This is a genomic window from Roseovarius salincola, from assembly GCF_026891095.1.
Lineage (GTDB): Bacteria > Pseudomonadota > Alphaproteobacteria > Rhodobacterales > Rhodobacteraceae > Roseovarius > Roseovarius salincola.
Window position 1 is genome coordinate 90,851 of sequence record NZ_JAPTNL010000011.1, and the last position, 21,910, is coordinate 112,760.

The following is a 21,910-nucleotide window of genomic DNA, read 5'->3' on the forward strand; positions in this document are numbered from 1 at the left end:
CAGTCGCCAGAGGACGAATCCATGGACGATCGCCACTCAACTCCGCCTGCCCATGCGCCATACGGGCTGCCCACATCGAACCGCCCGCTGCTTGGCCTTACGATCCTCGTGGTCGAGGACAGCCGCTTTGCCAGCGAGGCGATCCGGCTGATGTGCCTGCATAGCGGCGCGCGGCTCAGGCGGGCCGATTGCATCGCCTCGGCGCGCCGGCACCTCAAGGTCTACCGCCCCTCGGCGATCATCGTGGATATCGGGCTGCCGGACGGATCGGGCCTTGACCTGATCCGGGAACTGGCGGCCACACGGCCACGGATCGGCGTGATCCTCGGGCTGAGCGCGGATGACCGCGCGCCCCAGTTGTCCGCGAAGGCGGGGGCCGATGGCTGCCTGCTCAAGCCGCTCGACAGTCTCGCGCTTTTCCAGCACGAGATCGTGGCGCATCTGCCCGCCGACCGGCAACCGGCCTTTCCGCGCGCGGTGCGCGACGAGCCGATCAGGCCGGACCGGCGCACCTATCACGAGGATATCACCCATGTTGCCGATCTGCTGGACGATGCGCCCGAAAGCCCGGTGCTAGATTATGTCGCGCAATTTCTGGGCGGGGTCGCCCTTTCGGCGCAGGACACGGCCCTGGCAGAAGCGGCGCGGGCCTTTGAGCAAACCCGCCGCAACGGTGCGCCGGGTGACGATCTGGCGGTTCTGGCGCAGCTCAGGGCCTTGGTGCGCGACCGGCTGCATGACCGGGCCGTGATTTGACGCGGTGCAGCCGCACGCTAAAGCCCCGCCGCCTCGGCCTCACCCGAAGCGACGATCGGCGCGGTCAGGTCACTGAGGCTTTAAATCTGTTCGCCCCCGGCATCGAAATTGCCGGGATCGAACCAGATTTCGTAAGCGGTGCGCAGCAAGGGCCAGTCGCGGTCGATCACCGCGAACCATGCCGTATCGCGGTTGCGCCCCTTGACGATAGTGGCCTGGCGGAACACGCCTTCGAAGACGAAGCCGAAGCGGCGCGCGGCACGGCGCGAAGGGGCGTTGAGCGCATCGCATTTCCATTCAAAGCGGCGATAGCCCGCGTCAAAAGCCCATTGCATCATGAGGTAAATCGCCTCGGTGGCGGCGCGGGTGCGTTGCAGTGCAGGCGACATGGCGATGAAGCCCACCTCGATCGACCCGGCAGCCGGGTCGATGCGCAGGAAGGACGCGAATCCCGTCCACGCGCCACTGTCGCCATCGCGGATCGCATAGAACATCGGATCATCGCGCGACGCCGCCGCAGAAAGCCATTCCTGGAATGTCTCAGGCGAAGCGAACGGGCCGACAGGCATGTAATCCCAGACCCAGTCATGCCCCGAAAAGGAGCTGAAAAGCGGTGCGGCGTGCTCAGGGGACAGCCGTTCCAAAAGGGCGTAGCGGCCTTCGATCCGTTCGGGGCCGGGGCGCGGCGGGGTCTGCCATTCCTTGACGGGCGGGCCGACGGGGCGGTCTGACATGGGGCATCCTTTCGCGCAGTATCCGCGCCGGATGTTAGGAGGCCCCAGGCCGAATGGAAAGAGCGCGCCGCATCGGCGCGCCCTGTCCCGATATCGGTCCCGGTGTCAGTCCTGCTGTTCGATCACCCGCAGGCTCAGTTCCATCAGCTGATCGCTGCTGGCCTCGGAGGGGGCGTTCATCATCAGGTCTTCGGCGCGCTGGTTCATCGGGAACATGATGACCTCGCGGATGTTCTGTTCATTGGCCAGAAGCATCACGATCCGGTCGATCCCCGCCGCGCAGCCACCATGGGGCGGCGCGCCATACTGGAAGGCGTTGACCAGCCCGCCGAACCGCTTGTGGACCTCGGCCTCGTCATAGCCCGCCAGTTCAAACGCCTTGATCATGACATCGAGCTGGTGGTTTCGGATCGCGCCCGAGACCAGTTCGTAGCCGTTGCAGGCAAGGTCATACTGATAGCCGAGAACCTGCAGCGGATCGCCATCGAGCGCCTCGATCCCGCCCTGGGGCATCGAGAACGGGTTATGCGAGAAATCCACCGCGCCGGTCTCGTCGTCCTTTTCATACATCGGGAAATCGACGACCCAGCAAAAGGCGAAGCGGTCTTTTTCGGTAAGGCCCAGTTCCTCGCCGATGACGTTGCGCGCGCGCCCGGCGACGGATTCGAAGGTCTGCGGCTTGCCGCCCAGGAAGAAGGCCGCATCGCCCTTGCCAAGGCCCAGCTGCAGGCGGATCGCCTCGGTGCGTTCGGGGCCGATATTCTTGGCCAGGGGGCCTGCGGCCTCGATGCCTTTCTCGCCGTCGCGCCAGAAGATGTAGCCCATGCCCGGCAGGCCCTCTTTCTGGGCGAAGGCGTTCATGCGGTCGCAGAATTTGCGGCTGCCGCCGGTGGGGGCGGGAATGGCGCGGATCTCGGTGCCGTCCTGTTCCAGCAGCTTGGCGAAGATGGCAAAGCCCGAGCCGCGGAAATGTTCGGAGACATCCTGCATCTTGATCGGGTTGCGCAGGTCGGGCTTGTCGGTGCCATACCAGAGCGCCGCATCGCGATAGGAGATATGCGGCCAGTGCTTGTCGACCTTGTGGCCGCCGCCGAACTCCTCGAACACCGATTCCAGCACCGGCTGGATCGTGTCGAACACGTCCTGTTGCTCGACAAAGCTCATTTCCATGTCGAGCTGGTAGAAATCGGTGGGCGAGCGGTCGGCGCGCGGGTCTTCATCGCGAAAGCACGGCGCGATCTGGAAATAGCGGTCAAAGCCCGAGACCATGATCAGCTGCTTGAAAAGCTGGGGCGCCTGGGGCAGCGCATAAAAGCGGCCCGGATGGAGGCGCGAAGGCACCAGGAAATCGCGCGCGCCCTCGGGGCTGGAGGCGGTGATGATGGGCGTCTGGTATTCGCGGAAACCCTTGTCCCACATGCGCCGGCGGATCGAGGCGACCACATCCGAGCGCAGGGCCATGTTGCGCTGCATCTCTTCGCGGCGAAGGTCGAGATATCTATAGCGAAGGCGGGTTTCCTCGGGATATTCCTGGTCACCAAACACCATAAGTGGCAGCTCCTTGGCGCTGCCAAGCACTTCGAGATCGCGGATATAGACCTCGATCTCGCCGGTGGGGATCTTGGGGTTGATCAGGCTGTCGGCGCGGGCCTTCACCTCGCCGTCGATGCGCACGCACCATTCCGAGCGCAGCGCCTCGACCTCAGCGAAAACCGGGCTGTCGGGATCGCACAGCACCTGCGTTATGCCATAGTGATCACGCAGGTCGATGAACAGGACGCCACCATGGTCGCGGATGCGGTGGACCCACCCGGAAAGGCGGGCGGTGTCGCCCACGTTCGATTTGTCGAGTTCGGCGCAGGTATGGCTGCGATAAGCGTGCATGGCGTCCTCTCTGGCCCCGGCGGGCTGCGTATCCTGGATTGCGCCGATACACCTTGGCAGCGGCGCAAAGTCAAGGGGCGGACGGGCGCCCAAGGTGCGCGGGGCGCGCAAAATCATTTACAGGCAGCGATTTGTCGGCAAAAATGCGTCTCATCGAGCAGGATCCGGCACGACCGAGAACAAGAACGGCAGGTTTCACTTTGAGATACGAGTGCGCCAATTTTGGCGAGCAACGATCAAGGGTGAGACATGTGGATCAAGATACTGGACAGGTTCCTTTCGCATCTGTTTCGCAGCGGGGACCTGAAATTGACCTTTCCGGACGGAAGCACCGGCCGTTATGGCGACGGAACCGGACCGCCGGTGGCGGTCAGGCTGCATGATGACACCCTGCCCCGCAAGATCGCGCTGTCGCCTGACATGGCCGTCGGCGAAGCCTATATGGACGGGCGGCTGACCATCGAGGATGACGATCTTTACGGCTTTCTGGGGCTGGCAATCCGCAATATCGCGCAGAATGGCCAGCCGTGGTTTCGCAAGCCGCTGGTGGCGGGGCGCCACCTTTTGCGCCACCTCGACCAGTTCAACCCGTTGAGCCGCGCAAGGCAGAACGTGGCGCATCATTACGACCTTTCGGGCGAGCTTTACGATCTGTTCCTCGATACCGACCGGCAATATTCCTGCGCCTATTTCCGCGATCCCGACATGACCCTGGAACAGGCGCAGGAGGCCAAGAAGCACCATATCGCGGGCAAGTTACTGATCGAGCCGGGGATGCGGGTGCTGGATATCGGCTGCGGCTGGGGCGGCATGGGGCTGACGCTGGCGCGCGATTACGGCGCCGAGGTTCTGGGTGTCACCCTTTCGCGCGAACAGCACGCGATGGCCAATGCACGTGCCAGGGAAGCGGGTCTTGCCGACAAGGCGAAATTCGAGCTGATGGATTACCGCAAGATCGAAGGAAAGTTCGACCGCATCGTTTCGGTCGGCATGTTCGAGCATGTGGGCGTGCCCCATTACAGCACCTATTTCCGCAATCTCGCAGAGCGCCTGACCCCGGATGGCGTGGCGCTGATCCACACGATCGGGCGGGCCGAGCCACCCGGCACCACAAGTCCCTGGATCGCCAAATACATCTTTCCCGGCGGTTATGTGCCGGCCCTGTCCGAGGTCACGAAGTCGATCGAGAAACAGGACCTTTTCACGACCGATATCGAGATTTGGCGGCTGCATTACGCCATGACCCTGAAACATTGGTATGATCGATTCATGGCCAATATCGACAAGGCCCGCGCGCTCTATGACGAGCGGTTCTGCCGGATGTGGCGCTATTACCTGGTGGCGTGCGAGCTGACCTTCAGGCTGAACCGGCAGGTGGTGTTCCAGTTCCAGCTTTCGCCGAAACAGGAGGCCGTGCCGCTGACACGCGAGTATCTTTATGGCGGCGATGACGCCGGGATGCGCCACGCCGCCGAATAAAGGTCAATCCAGCCGTGCGGCGATCAGGCCGCGCAGGGAATTGCCCACGAAGACGGATGCGGGCGCGCGCAGATCGGCAAGCGTCAGCGCCGCTTCGCGCGCGCGCCCGCTGTCGATCAGCTCTTCGCGCAAGATGCCGGGCAGGACGCCCGAGGAAAGCGGCGGCGTCAGCAACACCCCGGTTCCGGGATCGACAAACAGATTGGTGATCGTGCCCTCGCAAAGCTCGTCGCGTTCATTGAGGAAGATCAGCTCGTCGATCCCGTCGGGCATGTCGGCGCGCGCAGCCTCGTATAGCGCGCGCTCAGTGGTTTTGACCCCAAGCCAGGGATCGGCGGAGGACAGCCGCGCCCGCGCCAGCCCCAGGTGCCAGACGGTATCTGACGGGAGCGGTGTGAAGGGATAGACCGCGAGTTCCGCCTGCCCGTCGCGCGCGACCGTCAGGCGCAGGCGTTGCGGCGCATCGCTCCTGACCGCGTCAAGCGCGCGTTCCACCCCGCGTGGCGCGATCCCCAGGCGCGAAGCGCTGCGCGCCAGCCGCGCAAGGTGGCGGGCGCGGCGGCTGACGCCGCCATCGGGCGTCCAGAGCATGGTTTCGATCAGCCGGAAGTCATCGGCAGGCGGCGGGCGAAGCGGGCCTTCCATAGCGCCTCCTCGTATTCGGATTCGGCGGTGCTGTCATAAACGACGCCGCCGCCGACATTGAGCGTCACCTTTCCGTTTTCCACCAGCAGCGTCCGGATCGCCACGTTGAATTCCGAGCGCCCGTCCGGTGCGGCCCAGCCGATCGTGCCGCAATAGATGTCGCGCGCGCCGGGTTCGAGCGCGGCGAGGATCTCCATCGCGCGCAGCTTGGGCGCACCGGTGATCGAGCCGCAGGGAAACAGCGCATGGAAGATATCCGAAAGGCCGTGCCCCGATTGCATCCGTCCGGTGACGAGCGAGGTCATCTGGTGGACGGTCTCGTAGCTTTCCACCTTGAAGAGTTCCGGCACCCGCACGCTGCCGGGGGCGCAAATGCGGCTGAGATCGTTGCGCAACAGATCGACGATCATCAGGTTCTCGGCGCGGTTCTTTTCGTCGGTGGCCAGGAACATCTTGCGATGCACATCCTCGACGGGGTCGTCGCTGCGCGGCTGCGTGCCTTTCATCGGGCGGGTTTCGATACCGCCATCTGCATCGGTGCGAAAGAACAGCTCGGGCGAGCGCGACAGGATCGCGGGCAGATCGCCCGCGTCGATCAGCGCGCCGAAGCGCACCGGTTGCACGCCGCACAGGGCGGCGTAGAGCGCCTCGGGGGCGGTGCCGGTCCGCATTGTCAGGGGAAAGGTCAGGTTCGCCTGATAGATGTCACCCGCACAGATATAGTCATGCACGGTTTGAAAGGCCGCCGCGTAATCGGCCTCCGACCAGAGCGGGCGCATGTCGGACAATCCGGCAGGCGCGGGCGTCAGCGGCGGCGCGGAGTCGGGCGCGTTGTAAACCCCGAACTGCAAGAGCGGCAGGCGGCGGGTTTTCGGCATGAACGGCGCGAGGCGAGGTTCCAGCGCATAGCCCAGCTCATAGCTGGCGAAACCGGCAAGCCATGCGCCTTGGGCGCGCGCACAATCGAGATCGGCCATTGCATCCGGCACCTCATCGGGATGCGACGCGCTTATGATCCGCTGGGGGGCCGCGAAAAGGGCGGCGCTGCCCTCGGGTCCATGATCGAAGCGAATCTGCAACGGGTGCCCCCTGCCTTGCCGTGGTGGGTGGTATCTAAAGCCTGAGCGCCTGTTTGACACCCTCAAAAGCGGCCAATGACCCCGGTTTTGCGATCCCCCTTGCAAGCCTGCCTGTGATGGATATAACCGCCAACAATTTGAGCGCGGGCAGCAATCGCCTGCGCCCGATCAGCTGCCCGGGGATCACCATGCCGAAAAGAACCGACATCTCGTCCATCATGATCATCGGGGCGGGCCCGATCATTATCGGGCAGGCCTGCGAGTTCGACTATTCGGGCGCACAGGCCTGCAAGGCGCTGCGCGAGGAAGGATACCGGGTGATCCTGGTCAATTCGAACCCCGCCACGATCATGACCGATCCGGGGCTGGCCGACGCCACCTATATCGAGCCGATTACCCCCGAGATCGTCGCCAGGATCATCGAGAAGGAACGCCCCGACGCGCTGTTGCCCACGATGGGCGGGCAGACCGGGCTCAATACCGCGCTGGCGGTGGCCGATATGGGCGTGCTCGAGAAATTCGGCGTCGAGCTGATCGGCGCCAACCGCGAGGCCATCGAGATGGCCGAGGATCGCAAGCTGTTCCGCGAGGCGATGGACCGGCTGGGGATCGAGAATCCGGCAGCGACCATCGCCAACACGCTTGACGAGGCGATGGCGGCCATTGAAACGGTCGGTCTGCCGGCGATCATCCGGCCCGCCTACACGCTGGGCGGCACCGGCGGCGGCGTGGCGTATAACCGCGACGATTACGAACGGATCTGCAAATCGGGGCTCGATGCCTCGCCGGTCAGCCAGATCCTGATCGACGAATCCCTGCTGGGTTGGAAAGAGTTCGAGATGGAGGTCGTGCGCGACAAGGCGGATAACGCCATCATCGTCTGCGCCATCGAGAATATCGACCCGATGGGCGTGCATACAGGCGATTCGATCACCGTTGCCCCGGCGCTGACCCTGACCGACAAGGAATACCAGATCATGCGCAACGGCAGCATCGCCGTACTGCGCGAGATCGGCGTCGAAACCGGGGGGTCGAACGTGCAGTGGGCCATCGACCCCGAAAGCGGCCGGATGGTGGTGATCGAGATGAATCCGCGCGTGTCGCGTTCCTCGGCGCTGGCCTCGAAGGCGACGGGGTTCCCGATTGCCAAGATCGCGGCCAAGCTGGCGGTCGGCTACACGCTGGACGAGCTGGACAATGACATCACCAAGGTCACGCCCGCCAGCTTCGAGCCGACCATCGACTATGTCGTGACCAAGATCCCGCGCTTCGCCTTCGAGAAATTCCCCGGCTCCGAGCCGACCCTGACCACGGCGATGAAATCGGTGGGCGAGGGCATGGCGATCGGGCGCACGATCCACGAGTCGCTGCAAAAGGCGCTGGCCTCGATGGAAACCGGGCTGAGCGGTTTCGACGAGATCGAGATCGAGGGCGCCCCCGACAAGGCTCCCGTGATCAAGGCGCTGAGCCGTCAGACGCCCGACCGCCTGCGCACCATCGCCCAGGCCATGCGCCACGGGCTGAGCGACGACGAGATCCAGGCCGCCACGGCCTATGACCCCTGGTTCCTGGCCCGGATCCGCGAGATCGTGGATGCCGAGGAGCAGGTGCGCGCCGACGGGTTGCCGCAGGACGCGGCCGGGCTGCGCGCGCTCAAGATGCTGGGCTTCACCGATGCGCGGCTGGCGATGCTGACCGGGTTCACCGAAGCCGATGTGCGCCGCCGCCGCGTCGCCGAGGGCGTCACCGCCGTGTTCAAGCGCATCGACACCTGCGCTGCCGAATTCGAGGCGCAGACCCCCTATATGTATTCCACATACGAAGCCCCCATGATGGGCGAGGTGGAATGCGAGGCGCGCCCGAGCGAGCGCAAGAAGGTGGTCATCCTGGGCGGCGGCCCCAACCGGATCGGCCAGGGGATCGAGTTCGATTACTGCTGCTGTCATGCCTGTTTCGCGCTGAGCGATGCGGGCTACGAGACCATCATGATCAACTGCAACCCCGAGACGGTCTCGACCGATTACGATACCTCGGACCGCTTGTATTTCGAGCCGCTGACCTTCGAGCATGTGATGGAAATACTGCGTATCGAGCAGGAAAACGGCACGCTGCACGGCGTGATCGTGCAGTTCGGCGGGCAGACCCCGCTGAAGCTGGCCAATGCGCTGGAGGCCGAGGGCATCCCGATCCTGGGCACCTCGCCAGACATGATCGACCTGGCCGAGGACCGCGAGCGGTTCCAGGCGCTGGTCAACCAGCTCAAGCTGAAGCAACCCAAGAACGGCATCGCGCATTCCGATGCCGAAGCCCTTGAAATCGCTGAAAGTATCGGCTTTCCGCTGGTAATCCGCCCGTCCTATGTTCTGGGCGGGCGCGCGATGGAGATCGTGCGCGACATGGCCCATCTGGAGCGCTACATCGCCGAGGCGGTGGTGGTGTCGGGCAAGAGCCCGGTGCTGCTGGATGGTTATCTGTCGGGCGCGATCGAATGCGATGTGGACGCGCTTTGCGATGGCGAGGCGGTGCATGTGGCCGGTATCATGCAGCATATCGAAGAGGCCGGGGTGCATTCGGGCGACAGTGCCTGTTCGCTGCCCCCCTATTCGCTGAGCGACGAGACGATTGCCGAAATTCACCGCCAGACCAAGGCATTGGCCAAGGGACTTAATGTGCGCGGGCTGATGAACGTGCAATTCGCGGTCAAGGGTGACGACATCTACCTGATCGAGGTGAACCCGCGTGCCAGCCGCACGGTGCCCTTCGTCGCAAAGGCGACGGACTCGGCCATTGCCTCGATTGCCGCCCGGCTGATGGCGGGTGAGCCGCTGTCGAATTTTCCGCATCGCGGCCCCTACCCCGCCGACACCAAACCGGGCACCCTGCCGATGGCCGACCAGATGACGCTGGCCGATCCGGCGATGCCATGGTTCTCGGTCAAGGAGGCGGTGATGCCCTTCGCGCGCTTCCCCGGCGTGGATACGATTCTTGGCCCCGAGATGCGCTCGACCGGCGAGGTGATGGGCTGGGACGTGTCCTTCGCGCGCGCCTTCCTCAAGGCGCAGATGGGCGCGGGCGCCGACCTGCCCGAGGGCGGCACGGTGTTCTTCTCGATCAAGGACTCGGACAAGACCCCGCAACTGGTCGAAACCGCGCAATTGCTGGTCGACCTGGGCTTTTCGCTGATCGCCACGCGCGGCACCGCCGGTTTCCTGGGCGAGCACAATATCGCCTGCGAGGTGGTCAACAAGGTCTATGAGGGGCGGCCCAACATCGTGGACATGCTCAAGGACGGGCAGATCGCGCTGGTGATGAATACGACCGAAGGGGCGCAGGCGGTCGAGGACAGCCGCGAGATTCGCTCGGTTGCGCTTTATGACAAGATCCCTTACTTCACCACCGCAGCCGGGGCCCATGCCGCAGCGCAGGCGATGAAGGCGCGACAGGACGGTGAATTGAAGGTGATGCCGCTTCAGGGGCCATCCTGATCCAGTTCAGGGTGCTTCAAGCAAGGCGTTGATTTAGTTGAATTTAATTCGGCATGGCATCACATCGCGACGAGCTATGCTGTGCGACCGGGGCAGCATTGCAGGAATTTCATCGCTTTTTGTGCGTTTTTGTATTGCGCAATCCGAATTTTCGATTATCTGCGAATTACGGACGCTCTGGCGCCCGCTAAAACCGCAAACTCGAATTTTCAGGAGGCCACTATGACACGCGATGAACTGAACCGCGAATTGCGTATGCACAGTGCTTCCTGGCCGGCGGTCCTCATCGTATATGGCGTCATCTTCGGAACGATGGTGCTTACGGCGATGTCCATCACCTGATCCAGGGCAGCACGAACCGGGCGCTACGATCAAGCCCCGGTCGCGTATTCAAGACATAGTCACGGCGGATGGCACAAGCCATCCGCCGTTTTTCGTCGTCCCCCGTCACTTGCTGATACGCGAATCCTCTGGGTCGATCCGTGCCGATGCCGCGTCGCCGATATTGTCGACGCCGCGCTCCTCCAGAAGGGTGGTCAGCCAGTCCGGGTCCATCTCGGGCACCGAGCTGAGCAACAGGTCGGTATAGGGATGGTGGGGTGGCGTGAACATCTCTTCCTTGGGTCCCTGTTCAACCACCTTGCCATGCTGCATCACGACCACCTCGTCGGCGATGGCCCGCACGGTCGCAAGGTCATGGGTGATGAACATGTAGGCCAAGTTCAGCTCTTTCTGAAGGCGGTTCAGCAGTTTGAGGATTCCTTCGGCCACCAGCTGATCGAGCGCCGAGGTCACCTCGTCGCAGATGATGAAGGTCGGGTCCGCCGCCAATGCGCGCGCGATCCCGATCCGCTGCTTCTGCCCGCCCGACAGTTCGGGGGGATAGCGGTTGTAATACTGCGAGGGCTCCAGTTCGATCAGGTCGAGCAGTTCATCGACGCGGTTCTTGAGCTTGCCGCCCTTGAGCCCGTGATAGAACTGCGCCGGGCGACCGATGATCTCGGCGATCTTGACCTTGGGATTGAGCGCGGTATCGGCCATCTGATAGATCATCTGGCACTGCCTGAGCTGTTCCCTGCTTCGGTTGTGATAATCCGGCGGAAAAGGTTCGCCCTTGAACAGCACCTCGCCTTCCATCGGCGGCAGCAGCCCGGTGATGACGCGCGCGGTGGTCGATTTGCCCGAGCCCGATTCGCCCACCACGGCGACGGTCATGCCCTCGTAGATATCAAAGCTGACATCATCCAGCACCTTGACCCCACCGGTATAGGCTGCATCCACGTTCTTGACCGAGATCAGCGGCGTGGCGCCTTCGGGGCGCGATTTCTGCTCGCGCTTGAGACTGCGCACCGCCCAGAGGCTCTTGGTGTAATCCTCCTTGGGATTGTCGAGCATCTCTTTGGTGGGCGCTTCCTCGACCTCTTCGCCCTTGAGCAGCACCTTGATCGTGTCTGCCATCTGCGCCACCACCGCAAGGTCATGGGTGATGTAGATCGCGGCGGTGTTGAACTGATCCACGATATCGCGGATTGCCGCCAGAACCTCGATCTGGGTGGTCACGTCAAGCGCGGTCGTGGGCTCGTCGAAGATGATGAGGTCAGGCCGGCATGACATGGCCATCGCGGTCATTGCGCGCTGCAACTGACCGCCCGACACCTGGTGAGGATAGCGAAAGCCGATCTCCTCGGGATTGGGAAGGCGCAGACGGTTGTAAAGCTCGATCGCGTCCTCCTGCGCCTCGAGCCGCTTCTTGAGGCGATACTGAAGCGGTGCCTCGGTGTGCTGGTCGATGATCTTGTGCGCCGGATTGAAGGACGCCGCCGCCGATTGCGCCACATAGGCGATGCGCGAGCCGCGCAGGCTGCGCCGTTCGGCTTCGGTGGCGGTGGTCAGTTCCATGCCGTCGAATTCGATCGACCCGCCCGAAATGCGCGTGCCGTCGCGGGCATAGCCCATGGCGGCTGCGCCGATGGTCGACTTGCCCGCGCCGGATTCGCCGATCAGGCCCAGAACCTCCCCGCGGTGGAGCGTCAGGTCGACACCCTTGATGATGTCGACCCATTGCTCGTCGGAATAGCCCTGTATCTGGAGATCCCTGATCTCGAGCAGGACATCTTTTGATTTGACCATGATTATTGCTCCTTCAGACCGGAGGACCGGTGCAGCATCCAGTCGACCACGAAATTGACCGCAACGGTCAACAGCGCGATCGCCGCCGCCGGTATCAGCGGGGTGATGTCACCGAACGAGATGAGCGTCGCGTTCTCACGCACCATCGAGCCCCAGTCCGCCGTGGGCGGCTGGATGCCGAGGCCGAGGAACGACAGGCCCGCGACCAACAGGAACACGAAGCAGAACTCCAGACCGAATTCGGCCACGAGGGGCGCAGTCGAGTTGGGAAGGATTTCGCGGCGTATAAGATACCACTTGCCCTCGCCCCGAAGTTTCGCCGCTTCGATATAATCCATCACAACGACATTGCCCGCGACCGCCCGCGTCAGGCGGAAGACCCGCGGCGCGTAGATGACGCCGACGACCATGATCAGGATCACCTCGGAAGGGTTGAACAGGATCAGCATCCCCGTCGAGAAACCGGCCGCGGCGGCCACCAGGACCGCGAGACCGATCACCCAACTCATGATGTTGCTTTCGGCCCTCGCGATCACGACCAGAAGCCCGGTCACCATCGCGAAGACGAAGAGCAGCGCGAAACTGGTGGTATCGGTGGCCAGCGCACCGCCGAAGATCGACAGCATGAGCAGCGCAAAGATCAGCGACGGGATCGACATGATCACGTCCGACACCCGCCCGAGCACCTGGTCGAACCAGCCCCCCGTCGTGGCCGCCAGAAGCCCGGCAAGTGCGCCGAGGATAAAGGCCATCAAGGTGCCCGACAGCGCCAGAGACACGGTATTGCGCGTGCCGTAGATGATCCTGCTGAAGATGTCGCGACCCAACTGGTCGGCGCCAAGCAGCATGCTGTCATCAGGTGGCGCAAAGGCGGTCGAGATCACCTCTGCCTCGCCATGCGGCGCGATCCAGGGCGCGAAGATGCCCGCGACCGCATAGGTGAAGATGACGAACAGGCCAAAGGCGGCCGTCAGGGGCGCCGTGCGCAGTTCCTTGGCCATGTTGTTCGAGGCGATGGCCACCAGGAACTCGCGAAAGGCGTAGGACACCATCGCGGCCAGTGCCAGCAACCCAGCGAGCAACGTCACGGTCTGAAGCGTCGAGGTGCCCCCGACGATCCCCAGCACGAAGGAAACCAGCGTGAAGGCAAAGATTGTCAGGAACCACGTGCGCTTGTCGAAATAGGCCGCAAGACAGGACGCCGTAAGCAGAAGGGCGTAAAAGCCGAATACGAAGTAGCTCATTATTCCACCCTCCTCTTACTTCGGATGCCGCAAGCGCGGATTTGTCAGGATTGCGCCCACATCAGCTGCAAGATTGAGCAGGATGAAGGTCGCGGCGAAGATCAGGCATGCTGCCTGAACCACGGGGAAATCCCGTTTCGACACGTTGTCGACCAGCGCCTGGCCGATGCCGGGATAGACGAACACCACCTCGACCAGCACGACGCCGGTGATGAGGTAGGCAAGGTTCAATGCGACCACGTTGATGATCGGTGCCCAGGCGTTCGGCAGGGCATGCCTGACGATCACCTTCCAGGGCGGCGTGCCCTTGAGCCGCGCCATCTCGATATAGGGCGAGGCCATCAGGTTGATGATCGCGGCCCGCGTCATCCGCATCATGTGGGCCGTCACCACCAGAACCAGCGTCAGCGCAGGCAGGAAGGTGCGGTGCAGCAGATCCCATAAGCTCATGTTCTGGCTCAGGCTCGCGATCGCAGGGAACATGCCCCAGTTCACCGAGAAGTAGAGGATCAGGATATAGCCCAGGAAGAATTCGGGCGACGAAATCGAGGTCAGGGTCAACACATTGGCCACCCGGTCGAAGACCGTGTTGCGCAGCAGCGCGACCACGATCCCGAGGATGATCGCCAGCGGCACCGCGATGGCGGCGGCGTAGGTGGCAAGGAAAAGCGTGTTTCTGAACCGTTCGCCGATCAGCACGGAAACGCGCTCACCGGTCACGATGGAATTGCCGAAATCGAAGGTGACTGCACCTCCGAGCCACTCAAAGTATCGGACGATCGCTGGTTTATCGAGCCCCATCTCTCTGCGGAGCGCGGCAAGGTTCTCGTCGGTCGCGCCCTGGCCGAGCACCGCTTGCGCGATATCGCCGGGAAGAAGTTCGACCATGAAAAAGATGATTGCCGAGATCACCAGCAAAATAACGAGTCCGAGACCGAGCCGTTTGCCTATCAGCCCTAGAATGTCCCCCATCTGTCCCTCCTGCTGTCGTACTGACGGTGGCGTTGCATCAAAGCATCAAGCCGGCCAGCCGATCAATTTGTTCTTGTGCCTTTGCGATACGGCCCTCACGAGACCATGCCGAATGAGGCAGTTGGCCTGAACGCGGTGCTTTTTCTGAATTATGCCGCCCCAGGCAGTGAAAGACCCGGCGCGATGCGCCGGGTCGGTCGTCTTGTTCAGCTTTCAAACCACCAGCGGCTGCATGCGCGGGCGCCGTCCATCTGCCAGCTTGGGGCAAGATCGGGGCCATGCTGCACGTTCTTGCGGCGCGCATAGACGAAGTTGGGGAACATCGGAATGAGCGTGCCGCCATCGTTGCGCGCCAGCAATGCCATTTCGGCATACATCTCGGCGCGGCGGTCGTTGTCCAGTTCCGCCTTGGCTTGCAGCAGCAGTTCATTGAACCGATCGTTCTGCCAATGGCTTTCGTTCCAGGACGCGTCGCTCTTGTAGGCGAGCGAATACATCACGTCCGGCGTCGGGCGCGCGCCCCACTGCACGACGCACCAGGGTTCCTTGAGCCAGACATCCGAATAATAACCGTCGCTCGGCACGCGGTTGACCGTGATATCAATCCCCGATGCCTTGGCATGCTCGGCATAAAGCACGCACATGTCGACCGCCCCCGAGAAGACCGAGTCCGCGACCTTGATCTCGACCGAGAGCCCTTCGGCGCCGGCTTTCTGGAGCAGGGACTTGGCCTCATCCGGGTCGTATTCACGCTGCGGGATGTCTTCGGGCCAGTAGGGCATCGCCGGGGAATGGTGAAAATCATTGCCCGCGGTGGCGGTGCCGAAGGCGATCTTGTCGATGATTTCCTGACGGTTCATCGACAGTTTCAGCGCGTTGCGCACATCGGGATTGTCGAAGGGCGCCTGATCGCAGAACATCGGCATGGTGATCGCCGCCGCGGAAGGCACGTTGTCGATCTCGATATTCGGATCGCGCTGCAACAGCGAAAGCGTCTTGAGTTCGAGCTGCGTGATCGCGTCCACGTCGCCGGTGACAAGTGCCGTCTGGCGCGCGTTCGGGTCGTTGAGGACGGTAATGACCACCTCGTCGAAATAGGCCCCCTCCAGGTGCCAGTCATCATGGCGCACAAAGTTGTAGCCGACACCGAATTCGGCATTGGTCAGCTTGTAGGGGCCACAGCCATCGCCGGATTTCCAGTCGATGCTGCCGTCCTCGTTGGCCGGACAGATCGCCAGGTGATAATCGGTCAGCAGCCAGGGCAGATCGGCATTGCCCGCCTCAAGCGTGACCGTGATCGACCCGTCGCCATTGTCGGTCATGTCCACGACATCCGACACCAGCGCCTTGGCCGCCGAGGTCGACTCTTCGCCGCGGTGATGGTTGAGCGAGGCGATCACGTCATTGGCGGTGACCTTGCGACCGCTGTGGAACGTGGCCTTGTCGTTCAGCTTGAAGGTCCATTCCTTGGCATCGGGCGTTGCCGACCATTCGCTGGCCACGTCCGGGCCAAGCGACCCGTCGGGCTCGATCAGGGTCAGGTAGCTGCGGAAGGTGTGCGCAACCTGAATCATCGAGAAGGTCACGTAGCTGCCCGGATCGTGCGTGTCGGAGGTGTTGCCGTCATGCGCGCCGAGGCGAAAGGTGCCGCCCATGCTGGGCGCGGCCTGCGCCTTGCTGGTCCATAGCCCGGTGGCGGCAGAGGCGCTCAGCCCCGCAGCCATCGAATAGTTCATGAAGGAACGACGCGAAATGCTGCCCTCGCGGGCGGCCTCCGCAAGCCGGTCCATCAGAATCTGATCTTTGACGTTTGTCATGTTTTCTCCCCGTAAATTTTATTCTGTTCTTTATGGAGCCGCCCGGAGACGACATCCATCAAAGCTTCCTCTTCCTACGTCCGGTCAAGTAGCCCAAAAACGACATAGTTCCAGCAAAACACGAAATTATCCGATCATCCAGCTTTTACATGTAAAGCGGTCCGATTTTTTAATCTTGACAGATAGATAGCGCCCTAAAGTAGCCGATATCGCGCAAGAGCACGCCTTGTGGTGCCCGGGAACTATTCTGAAAACGACGTATTCCGCAGCGCTGCTGCGCGGCATGAGCGCGCGTTCAGTCAGAATCACGGCGCGCACGCAGGCGCGCGAAATAATCCAGCCGCTTCTTCAATTCGCGCTCGAACCCGCGCTCGACAGGTTGATAAAGCACCGGGCGTTTCACGCCTTCGGGGAAATAGTTCTGCCCCGAGAACCCGTCTTCGGCGTCGTGGTCATAGGCGTAGCCTTCGCCATAGCCCTGATCCTTCATCAGGCCTGTGGGCGCGTTCAGGATATGCTTGGGGGGAGGTGCGCTTCCGGTCTTCTTGGCCTCGCGCATGGCGGCCTTGTAGGCGCCGTAGACGGCGTTGGATTTGGGCGCCAGCGCCAGATACGTGACCGCCTGCGCCAGCGCCAGTTCACCCTCGGGGCTGCCAAGGCGCTCGTAGATTTCCCAGGCATGGAGGCACACATTCTGCGCCTGCGGGTCGGCCAGCCCGATATCCTCGATCGCCATGCGGGTGATGCGCCGCGCCAGGTAACGGGGGTCCTCGCCGCCGGTCAGCATCCGCGCCAGCCAGTAGAGCGCCGCATCCGGGTCCGAGCCGCGCACCGATTTGTGCAGCGCCGAGATCAGGTTGAAATGCTCGTCGCCCGACTTGTCGTATTTCGCCGCCCGCCGCATCAGCCGCACGCCAAGCCCCTGCGTGTCGAGCTTGCCATCGACCTTCCAGGCGGCGACCTGTTCGATCAGGTTCAGAAGGGCGCGCCCGTCGCCATCGGCCATTTCAAGCAGCGCCTCGCGCGCCGGGCCGTCCAGCGGCAAGGCGCGGTCCAGCTCGGCCTCGGCCCGTTGCGCCAGCCGCTCGAGATCGGCCAGGCCAAGCCGCTCCAGCACCAGCACCTGCGAGCGGCTCAGAAGCGCGGCATTGAGCTCGAAACTGGGGTTCTCGGTGGTGGCCCCCACCAGAAGGATCGTGCCATCCTCCATATGCGGCAGGAAGCTGTCCTGCTGGGCCTTGTTGAAGCGGTGTATCTCGTCGACGAACAGTAAGGTACCCTGCCCGTTCGCGCGGCGGTGGCGTGCTTCCTCGAACACCTTTTTCAGTTCGGCGACACCGCTGAAAATGGCGCTGATCTGCACGAAATGAAGATCGGTCTCATCCGCCAGAAGCCGCGCGATGGTGGTCTTGCCCACGCCCGGCGGCCCCCAGAACACCAGCGACGAGAGGCTCCCCGAGGCCAGCATCACGCCAAGCGGCGCCTCGGGGCCAAGCACCTGCGGCTGCCCGATCACATCCGAAAGCTTGCGCGGGCGCAGCCTGTCGGCGAGCGGGCGCGGGGCGCTGTCGGGGATCGCGTCGGGGTTCTTGTCAAAGAGATCCGCCATCGTCCTAAAGCCTGAACCGCATGACGACGCGCCGTGTGCCGCGCTGCACCTCGAGCGACAGTCGGCCCCGCGCGTTCAACAAAAGGTCTTCAGCCTCGGTCGTGTCGGCAATATCGACCCCGTCGATGGAGCGCAGGATATCGCCCGCGCGCAGGCCCGCACGCGCGCCGATCTGGCCGGGGTCATCGACCAAGACGCCTTTGGCACCAAGCGGCAAGTCAAATTCCGCCAGAACGGCGGGGTTGATGGTGGACAGGGTCACGCCGGGAATGGCCGCGCCGTCCGGCGTGATCGTTTGCGCGCGCGGCGGCGTGTCGGGGGCGGCGGCCAGCGCAAGCGTGACCTCCTGCACCTCGCCATCGCGCACCCGCGTGAGCGTTATATCGGCCCCTAAGCCGGCAACCGACATGCGAAACAGCATCTCGGCCGGGGTGTTCACCGGCTGCCCGTCGACCGTGGTGATCACGTCACCCGGGCGGATATCACCGGCAAAGCCGCTTTGCGGATGCACCTGCGAGATGATCAGCCCGCCGGGGCGAGAAAGGCCCAGACCCTCGACCATGTCCGCCGTGACCGGCTGACCGGCAAGCCCCGCCCAGGGGCGCTCGAACGTGGTATTCCCCGCCTCGGCCTGTTGCAGGAACTGCGCCACCAGCGCCGAGGGAATGGCGAAGCCGATCCCGTTCGATCCGCCCGAACGGCTGAGGATCGCGGTGTTCACGCCGACCAGCCGACCGTTGATATCCACCAACGCGCCGCCGGAATTCCCCGGATTGATCGGCGCATCGGTCTGGATGAAATAGCCGCGTGCGTTGCCGGTCGCGGTGCCCGAACGCGCAAGGCCCGACACGATGCCGCTGGAGACGGTCTGGCCGACGCCGAAGGGGTTGCCGATGGCCAGCACCAGCTCGCCGACCTCGACCGTGTCGCTGTCGCGCAGCTTGAGCGCGGGCATCTCGGGCGCGTCCTCGAGCCGCAGCACGGCAAGGTCGCTTTCCTCGTCCGCCAGAAGCACGGAGGCGGAATATTCGCGCCGGTCATTGAGCACCACGCGGATATCGGTGGCCTCGGCGACGACATGGTAGTTCGACACGACGATCCCGTCCTCGCTGAGGATCACGCCCGAGCCAAGAGAGTTCTCGACCCTTTGACGAGGCACGCCGAAATCCCTGAAAAGGTTCTGGAAAAACGGGTCGTCGCTGAACGGGCTGGAGCGCGTATTGACGATGCGGCGCGCGTAGATGTTGACCACGGCAGGGGCCGCGCGCTTGACCACGGGGGTGAAACTGAGCGAAATCTCGGCGGGGCTTTGGGGCACGCGGGTTTCATCGGCCCAGGCCGGGCCGGTCAGCACAAGTCCAAGAATGCAGAGCGCACGGATCACGTCGTTCCCCTCTTGCTGCTGTCCAGACCATATGCGGAGATGCGCCCGGCATTGCAACCGCTGGCGGCGAAATCGGCACAAATTACCCTTGCCAGAACGCAAAGACCCCCGCCGTTCCGGGCGGGGGTCTGCATGAAAACCTTTTGGTTTTCAATCGCTTCTTATTCGTCGGCAGCCGCTTCTTCAGCTTCGGTGCGGGCACGGTCGCCGGCGCCCTTGGCATCCACATCGCGGTCGACGAATTCGATGATCGCCATCGGTGCCATGTCGCCATAGCGGAAACCGGCCTTCAGGACGCGCACGTAACCGCCCTGGCGGTCCTTGTAGCGCGGCCCCAGAACGTCAAACAGTTTCGCGACATACTGGTCCTGCTTGAGCTGCGACGCGGCCTGGCGACGGGCGTGAAGATCGCCGCGTTTTCCGAGGGTTACAAGTTTCTCGATCACCCGGCGCAGTTCTTTGGCCTTGGGCAGCGTGGTCTTGATCTGCTCATGTTCAATGAGCGAGCCAGCCATATTGGCCCACAAAGCCTTGCGGTGTTCGTGGGTCCGGTTGAGGCGGCGGTAGCCTTTTGCGTGACGCATGGTTTTGTCTCCGTTTTGCCCTCTACGGGCGATTTTGCTTTGTCTGGCCGGCGATGCGTGTCACCGGCTCTCCTTGGGGCGGATGCCCGGGGTGGAAACGGTACGAAACGCGCGTTTTGTACGCTGGTTTTGTACCAAATTCCGTGGTTGCGCGGGGCGGTCCGTACAAAAGCCGGACCGCCCCGCGAAATCTTCAGAACTGGTCTTCGTATTTCTTGGCCAGGTCTTCGATATTGTCGGGCGGCCAGTCTTCGACATCCATGCCAAGGTGCAGACCCATGCCCGAGAGAACTTCCTTGATCTCGTTGAGCGACTTGCGGCCGAAGTTCGGGGTGCGCAGCATCTCGGCTTCGGTCTTCTGGATCAGATCGCCGATATAGACGATGTTGTCGTTCTTGAGGCAGTTCGCGGAGCGCACCGAGAGTTCCAGCTCGTCCACCTTCTTGAGAAGGAGCGGGTTGAATTCCAGCCCCTCGTCCTCGGACTCGCGGCCAGCGGCCTCGGGCTCCTCGAAGTTGACGAAGATCGACAGCTGGTCCTGCAGGATGCGTGCGGCGAAGGCCACGGCATCATCCGGCGTCAGCGAGCCGTCGGTGTCAACCTTCATGGTCAGCTTGTCATAGTCCAGAACCTGCCCTTCGCGGGTCGGCTGCACGTCATAGCTGACCTTGCGGACCGGCGAATAGATCGCGTCGATCGGGATCAGGCCGATGGGTGCGTCCTCGGGCTTGTTCTTGTCGGCGGCGACATAGCCCTTGCCGGTGTTGACGGTCAGTTCCATGAACAGATCCGCGCCCTCGTCGAGGTGGCAGATCACATGTTCCTTGTTCAGGATTTCGATCCCGGCGCTGTCGGCGATATCGGCGGCGGTCACGACCGACGGCCCTTTCGCCGAGATCGACAGGCGCTTGGGCCCTTCGACTTCCATGCGCAGGGCAACGCCCTTGAGGTTCAGAACGATGTCGGTGACATCCTCGCGCACGCCTGCAACCGAAGAGAATTCGTGCAGGACGTTGTCGATCTGAACGCTGGTGATGGCGGCCCCCTGAAGCGAGGACAACAGGACGCGGCGCAGCGCGTTGCCAAGCGTGAGACCGAAGCCGCGTTCCAGCGGTTCGGCCACGACGGTCGCCTGGCGAAGCGGGTCATTGCCCGGTTTCACGTCCAGCTGTGTCGGCTTGATCAGTTCAGCCCAGTTCTTATGGATCATGCGTTCCCTCCATTCCTGTCCCGGCTCCATGTCCAAAAGCAGGGGACGCCCGAGGTTCAATATGACGGAATGGGGCCGTGCATCGCACGCGGCCCCACCTTTGAAAAATGCTCAGACCCGGCGGCGTTTCGGCGGGCGGCAGCCATTGTGCGCGATCGGCGTCACGTCACGGATCGACGTGATGTTGAAGCCGACGGCGGCCAGCGCGCGCAGCGCCGATTCACGACCCGAACCGGGGCCTTGAACCTCGACCTCGAGGGTCTTCATGCCATGTTCCTGCGCCTTGCGGCCGGCGTCTTCGGCGGCCATCTGCGCGGCATAGGGGGTCGATTTGCGCGAACCCTTGAAGCCCATTGTGCCAGCCGACGACCATGCGATCGCATTGCCCTGCACATCCGAGATCAGGATCTTGGTGTTGTTGAAGGAAGAGTTCACATGCGCAACGCCGGTGGCGATGTTCTTGGAAACCTTCTTTTTCGTACGACGGGTATCACGTGCCATTGGTTATGCCCTCCCTTACTTCTTCTTGCCGGCGATGGCTTTCGCCGGGCCCTTGCGGGTGCGGGCATTGGTATGGGTGCGCTGGCCGCGAACCGGCAGGTTCCGGCGGTGGCGCAGGCCACGGTAGCACCCAAGGTCCATCAGGCGCTTGATGTTCATCTGCGTCTCGCGGCGCAGGTCGCCTTCGACGGTGTGGTTGGCGTCGATATATTCGCGCAGGGCCAGCGCCTCGGCATCCGAGAGCTCGTTGACGCGGCGGCTCTGGTCGATGCCGGTCGCTTCGCAGATGGCCTTGGCCGAGGAATGGCCAATTCCGGTGATGTAGGTGAGGGCGATGGGAACCCGTTTGGAAGTCGGGATGTTAACGCCGGCGATACGTGCCACGTGTCATGTCCTT

General features: G+C 63.1%; 18 protein-coding genes. 3 read left to right on the top strand and 15 right to left on the bottom strand.

The features are described from left to right. Positions 1-21 precede the first annotated feature (21 nt). Entirely contained in the window at positions 22-756 is a 735-nt protein-coding gene (locus tag N5A93_RS12855) for a response regulator (RefSeq protein WP_268955513.1), read from the top strand. A gap of 80 nt (positions 757-836) precedes the next feature. Here N5A93_RS12855 and N5A93_RS12860 read toward each other — a convergent pair whose 3' ends face one another. Together N5A93_RS12860 and aspS are read right to left on the bottom strand one after the other, a co-directional pair. Next, complete coding sequence (locus tag N5A93_RS12860; protein ID WP_268955514.1) at positions 837-1,490, bottom strand: GNAT family N-acetyltransferase; 654 nt, start codon at positions 1,488-1,490, stop codon at positions 837-839. 105 nt (positions 1,491-1,595) lie between these two features. Next, positions 1,596-3,374 carry an aspartate--tRNA ligase gene (gene aspS, locus N5A93_RS12865; RefSeq protein WP_268955515.1) on the bottom strand — a complete coding sequence of 593 codons (1,779 nt, stop codon included), beginning with the start codon at positions 3,372-3,374 and terminating at the stop codon, positions 1,596-1,598. A gap of 249 nt (positions 3,375-3,623) precedes the next feature. Between aspS and N5A93_RS12870 the strand changes: the two genes are divergently transcribed. Beyond that, complete coding sequence (locus N5A93_RS12870) at positions 3,624-4,853, top strand: SAM-dependent methyltransferase (RefSeq protein ID WP_268955516.1); 1,230 nt, start codon at positions 3,624-3,626, stop codon at positions 4,851-4,853. A gap of 3 nt (positions 4,854-4,856) precedes the next feature. Here N5A93_RS12870 and N5A93_RS12875 read toward each other — a convergent pair whose 3' ends face one another. The 3 genes from N5A93_RS12875 to N5A93_RS12885 are packed head-to-tail and all read right to left on the bottom strand — an operon-like array spanning position 4,857 to position 6,803. Further along, positions 4,857-5,498 carry an aminotransferase class IV family protein gene (locus N5A93_RS12875; protein WP_268955517.1) on the bottom strand — a complete coding sequence of 214 codons (642 nt, stop codon included), beginning with the start codon at positions 5,496-5,498 and terminating at the stop codon, positions 4,857-4,859. Next, entirely contained in the window at positions 5,453-6,577 is a 1,125-nt protein-coding gene (locus tag N5A93_RS12880; RefSeq protein WP_268955518.1) for an aminodeoxychorismate synthase component I, read from the bottom strand. Before N5A93_RS12880 ends, N5A93_RS12875 begins: the two co-directional genes overlap by 46 nt. Positions 6,578-6,611: 34 nt before the next feature. After that, positions 6,612-6,803: a hypothetical protein gene (locus N5A93_RS12885; RefSeq protein ID WP_268955545.1), complete on the bottom strand. Its 192-nt coding sequence runs from the start codon at positions 6,801-6,803 to the stop codon at positions 6,612-6,614. Between N5A93_RS12885 and carB the strand changes: the two genes are divergently transcribed. After that, positions 6,766-10,062 (top strand): carbamoyl-phosphate synthase large subunit, encoded by a 3,297-nt coding sequence (gene carB, locus N5A93_RS12890; RefSeq protein WP_268955544.1) that lies wholly within the window; start codon positions 6,766-6,768, stop codon positions 10,060-10,062. The genes N5A93_RS12885 and carB overlap by 38 nt on opposite strands. A 447-nt stretch (positions 10,063-10,509) precedes the next feature. Here the strand turns inward: carB and N5A93_RS12895 are convergent, their stop codons facing one another. From N5A93_RS12895 to rpsM, 10 genes are all read right to left on the bottom strand, one after another. Then, entirely contained in the window at positions 10,510-12,192 is a 1,683-nt protein-coding gene (locus N5A93_RS12895; RefSeq protein ID WP_268955519.1) for an ABC transporter ATP-binding protein, read from the bottom strand. 2 nt (positions 12,193-12,194) lie between these two features. Further along, a complete protein-coding gene (locus N5A93_RS12900) occupies positions 12,195-13,436 on the bottom strand; it encodes an ABC transporter permease (protein WP_268955520.1) in 1,242 nt (413 codons plus the stop codon). Between the two features lie 15 nt (positions 13,437-13,451). After that, positions 13,452-14,408 carry an ABC transporter permease gene (locus N5A93_RS12905; RefSeq protein ID WP_268955521.1) on the bottom strand — a complete coding sequence of 319 codons (957 nt, stop codon included), beginning with the start codon at positions 14,406-14,408 and terminating at the stop codon, positions 13,452-13,454. Positions 14,409-14,614: 206 nt separating this feature from the next. Continuing rightward, the gene (locus N5A93_RS12910) at positions 14,615-16,225 is read right to left on the bottom strand and encodes an ABC transporter substrate-binding protein (RefSeq protein ID WP_268955522.1); all 1,611 of its coding nucleotides are present in this window, start codon (positions 16,223-16,225) and stop codon (positions 14,615-14,617) included. 295 nt (positions 16,226-16,520) lie between these two features. Continuing rightward, positions 16,521-17,834, bottom strand: a complete 1,314-nt coding sequence (locus N5A93_RS12915) for a replication-associated recombination protein A (RefSeq protein ID WP_268955523.1) — start codon at positions 17,832-17,834, stop codon at positions 16,521-16,523. Positions 17,835-17,838: 4 nt separating this feature from the next. Further along, positions 17,839-19,218, bottom strand: a complete 1,380-nt coding sequence (locus N5A93_RS12920) for a trypsin-like peptidase domain-containing protein (protein ID WP_268955524.1) — start codon at positions 19,216-19,218, stop codon at positions 17,839-17,841. Positions 19,219-19,379: 161 nt separating this feature from the next. Further along, positions 19,380-19,802 (bottom strand): 50S ribosomal protein L17, encoded by a 423-nt coding sequence (gene rplQ, locus N5A93_RS12925; protein WP_268955525.1) that lies wholly within the window; start codon positions 19,800-19,802, stop codon positions 19,380-19,382. A 193-nt stretch (positions 19,803-19,995) separates the two neighbouring features. After that, entirely contained in the window at positions 19,996-21,012 is a 1,017-nt protein-coding gene (locus N5A93_RS12930) for a DNA-directed RNA polymerase subunit alpha (protein WP_268955526.1), read from the bottom strand. 111 nt (positions 21,013-21,123) lie between these two features. Continuing rightward, on the bottom strand, positions 21,124-21,513 hold the full coding sequence (rpsK, locus tag N5A93_RS12935; protein ID WP_007817184.1) for a 30S ribosomal protein S11: 390 nt from the start codon (positions 21,511-21,513) through the stop codon (positions 21,124-21,126). 15 nt (positions 21,514-21,528) lie between these two features. Then, positions 21,529-21,897: a 30S ribosomal protein S13 gene (gene rpsM, locus N5A93_RS12940; protein ID WP_085818439.1), complete on the bottom strand. Its 369-nt coding sequence runs from the start codon at positions 21,895-21,897 to the stop codon at positions 21,529-21,531. Between the last annotated feature and the right edge of the window lie 13 nt (positions 21,898-21,910).

What these genes read in the sequence shown, in the direction of transcription:
- N5A93_RS12910 (WP_268955522.1), bottom strand. Translation starts at nt 16,225, where the DNA reads ATGACAAACGTCAAAGATCAGATTCTGATGGACCGGCTTGCGGAGGCC.
- rpsK (WP_007817184.1), bottom strand. Translation starts at nt 21,513, where the DNA reads ATGGCACGTGATACCCGTCGTACGAAAAAGAAGGTTTCCAAGAACATC.
- N5A93_RS12870 (WP_268955516.1), top strand. Translation starts at nt 3,624, where the DNA reads ATGTGGATCAAGATACTGGACAGGTTCCTTTCGCATCTGTTTCGCAGC.
- N5A93_RS12895 (WP_268955519.1), bottom strand. Translation starts at nt 12,192, where the DNA reads ATGGTCAAATCAAAAGATGTCCTGCTCGAGATCAGGGATCTCCAGATA.
- N5A93_RS12855 (WP_268955513.1), top strand. Translation starts at nt 22, where the DNA reads ATGGACGATCGCCACTCAACTCCGCCTGCCCATGCGCCATACGGGCTG.
- N5A93_RS12875 (WP_268955517.1), bottom strand. Translation starts at nt 5,498, where the DNA reads ATGGAAGGCCCGCTTCGCCCGCCGCCTGCCGATGACTTCCGGCTGATC.
- aspS (WP_268955515.1), bottom strand. Translation starts at nt 3,374, where the DNA reads ATGCACGCTTATCGCAGCCATACCTGCGCCGAACTCGACAAATCGAAC.
- N5A93_RS12885 (WP_268955545.1), bottom strand. Translation starts at nt 6,803, where the DNA reads ATGATCATGATGGACGAGATGTCGGTTCTTTTCGGCATGGTGATCCCC.
- N5A93_RS12860 (WP_268955514.1), bottom strand. Translation starts at nt 1,490, where the DNA reads ATGTCAGACCGCCCCGTCGGCCCGCCCGTCAAGGAATGGCAGACCCCG.
- N5A93_RS12930 (WP_268955526.1), bottom strand. Translation starts at nt 21,012, where the DNA reads ATGATCCATAAGAACTGGGCTGAACTGATCAAGCCGACACAGCTGGAC.
- carB (WP_268955544.1), top strand. Translation starts at nt 6,766, where the DNA reads ATGCCGAAAAGAACCGACATCTCGTCCATCATGATCATCGGGGCGGGC.
- N5A93_RS12915 (WP_268955523.1), bottom strand. Translation starts at nt 17,834, where the DNA reads ATGGCGGATCTCTTTGACAAGAACCCCGACGCGATCCCCGACAGCGCC.
- rplQ (WP_268955525.1), bottom strand. Translation starts at nt 19,802, where the DNA reads ATGCGTCACGCAAAAGGCTACCGCCGCCTCAACCGGACCCACGAACAC.
- N5A93_RS12900 (WP_268955520.1), bottom strand. Translation starts at nt 13,436, where the DNA reads ATGAGCTACTTCGTATTCGGCTTTTACGCCCTTCTGCTTACGGCGTCC.
- N5A93_RS12905 (WP_268955521.1), bottom strand. Translation starts at nt 14,408, where the DNA reads ATGGGGGACATTCTAGGGCTGATAGGCAAACGGCTCGGTCTCGGACTC.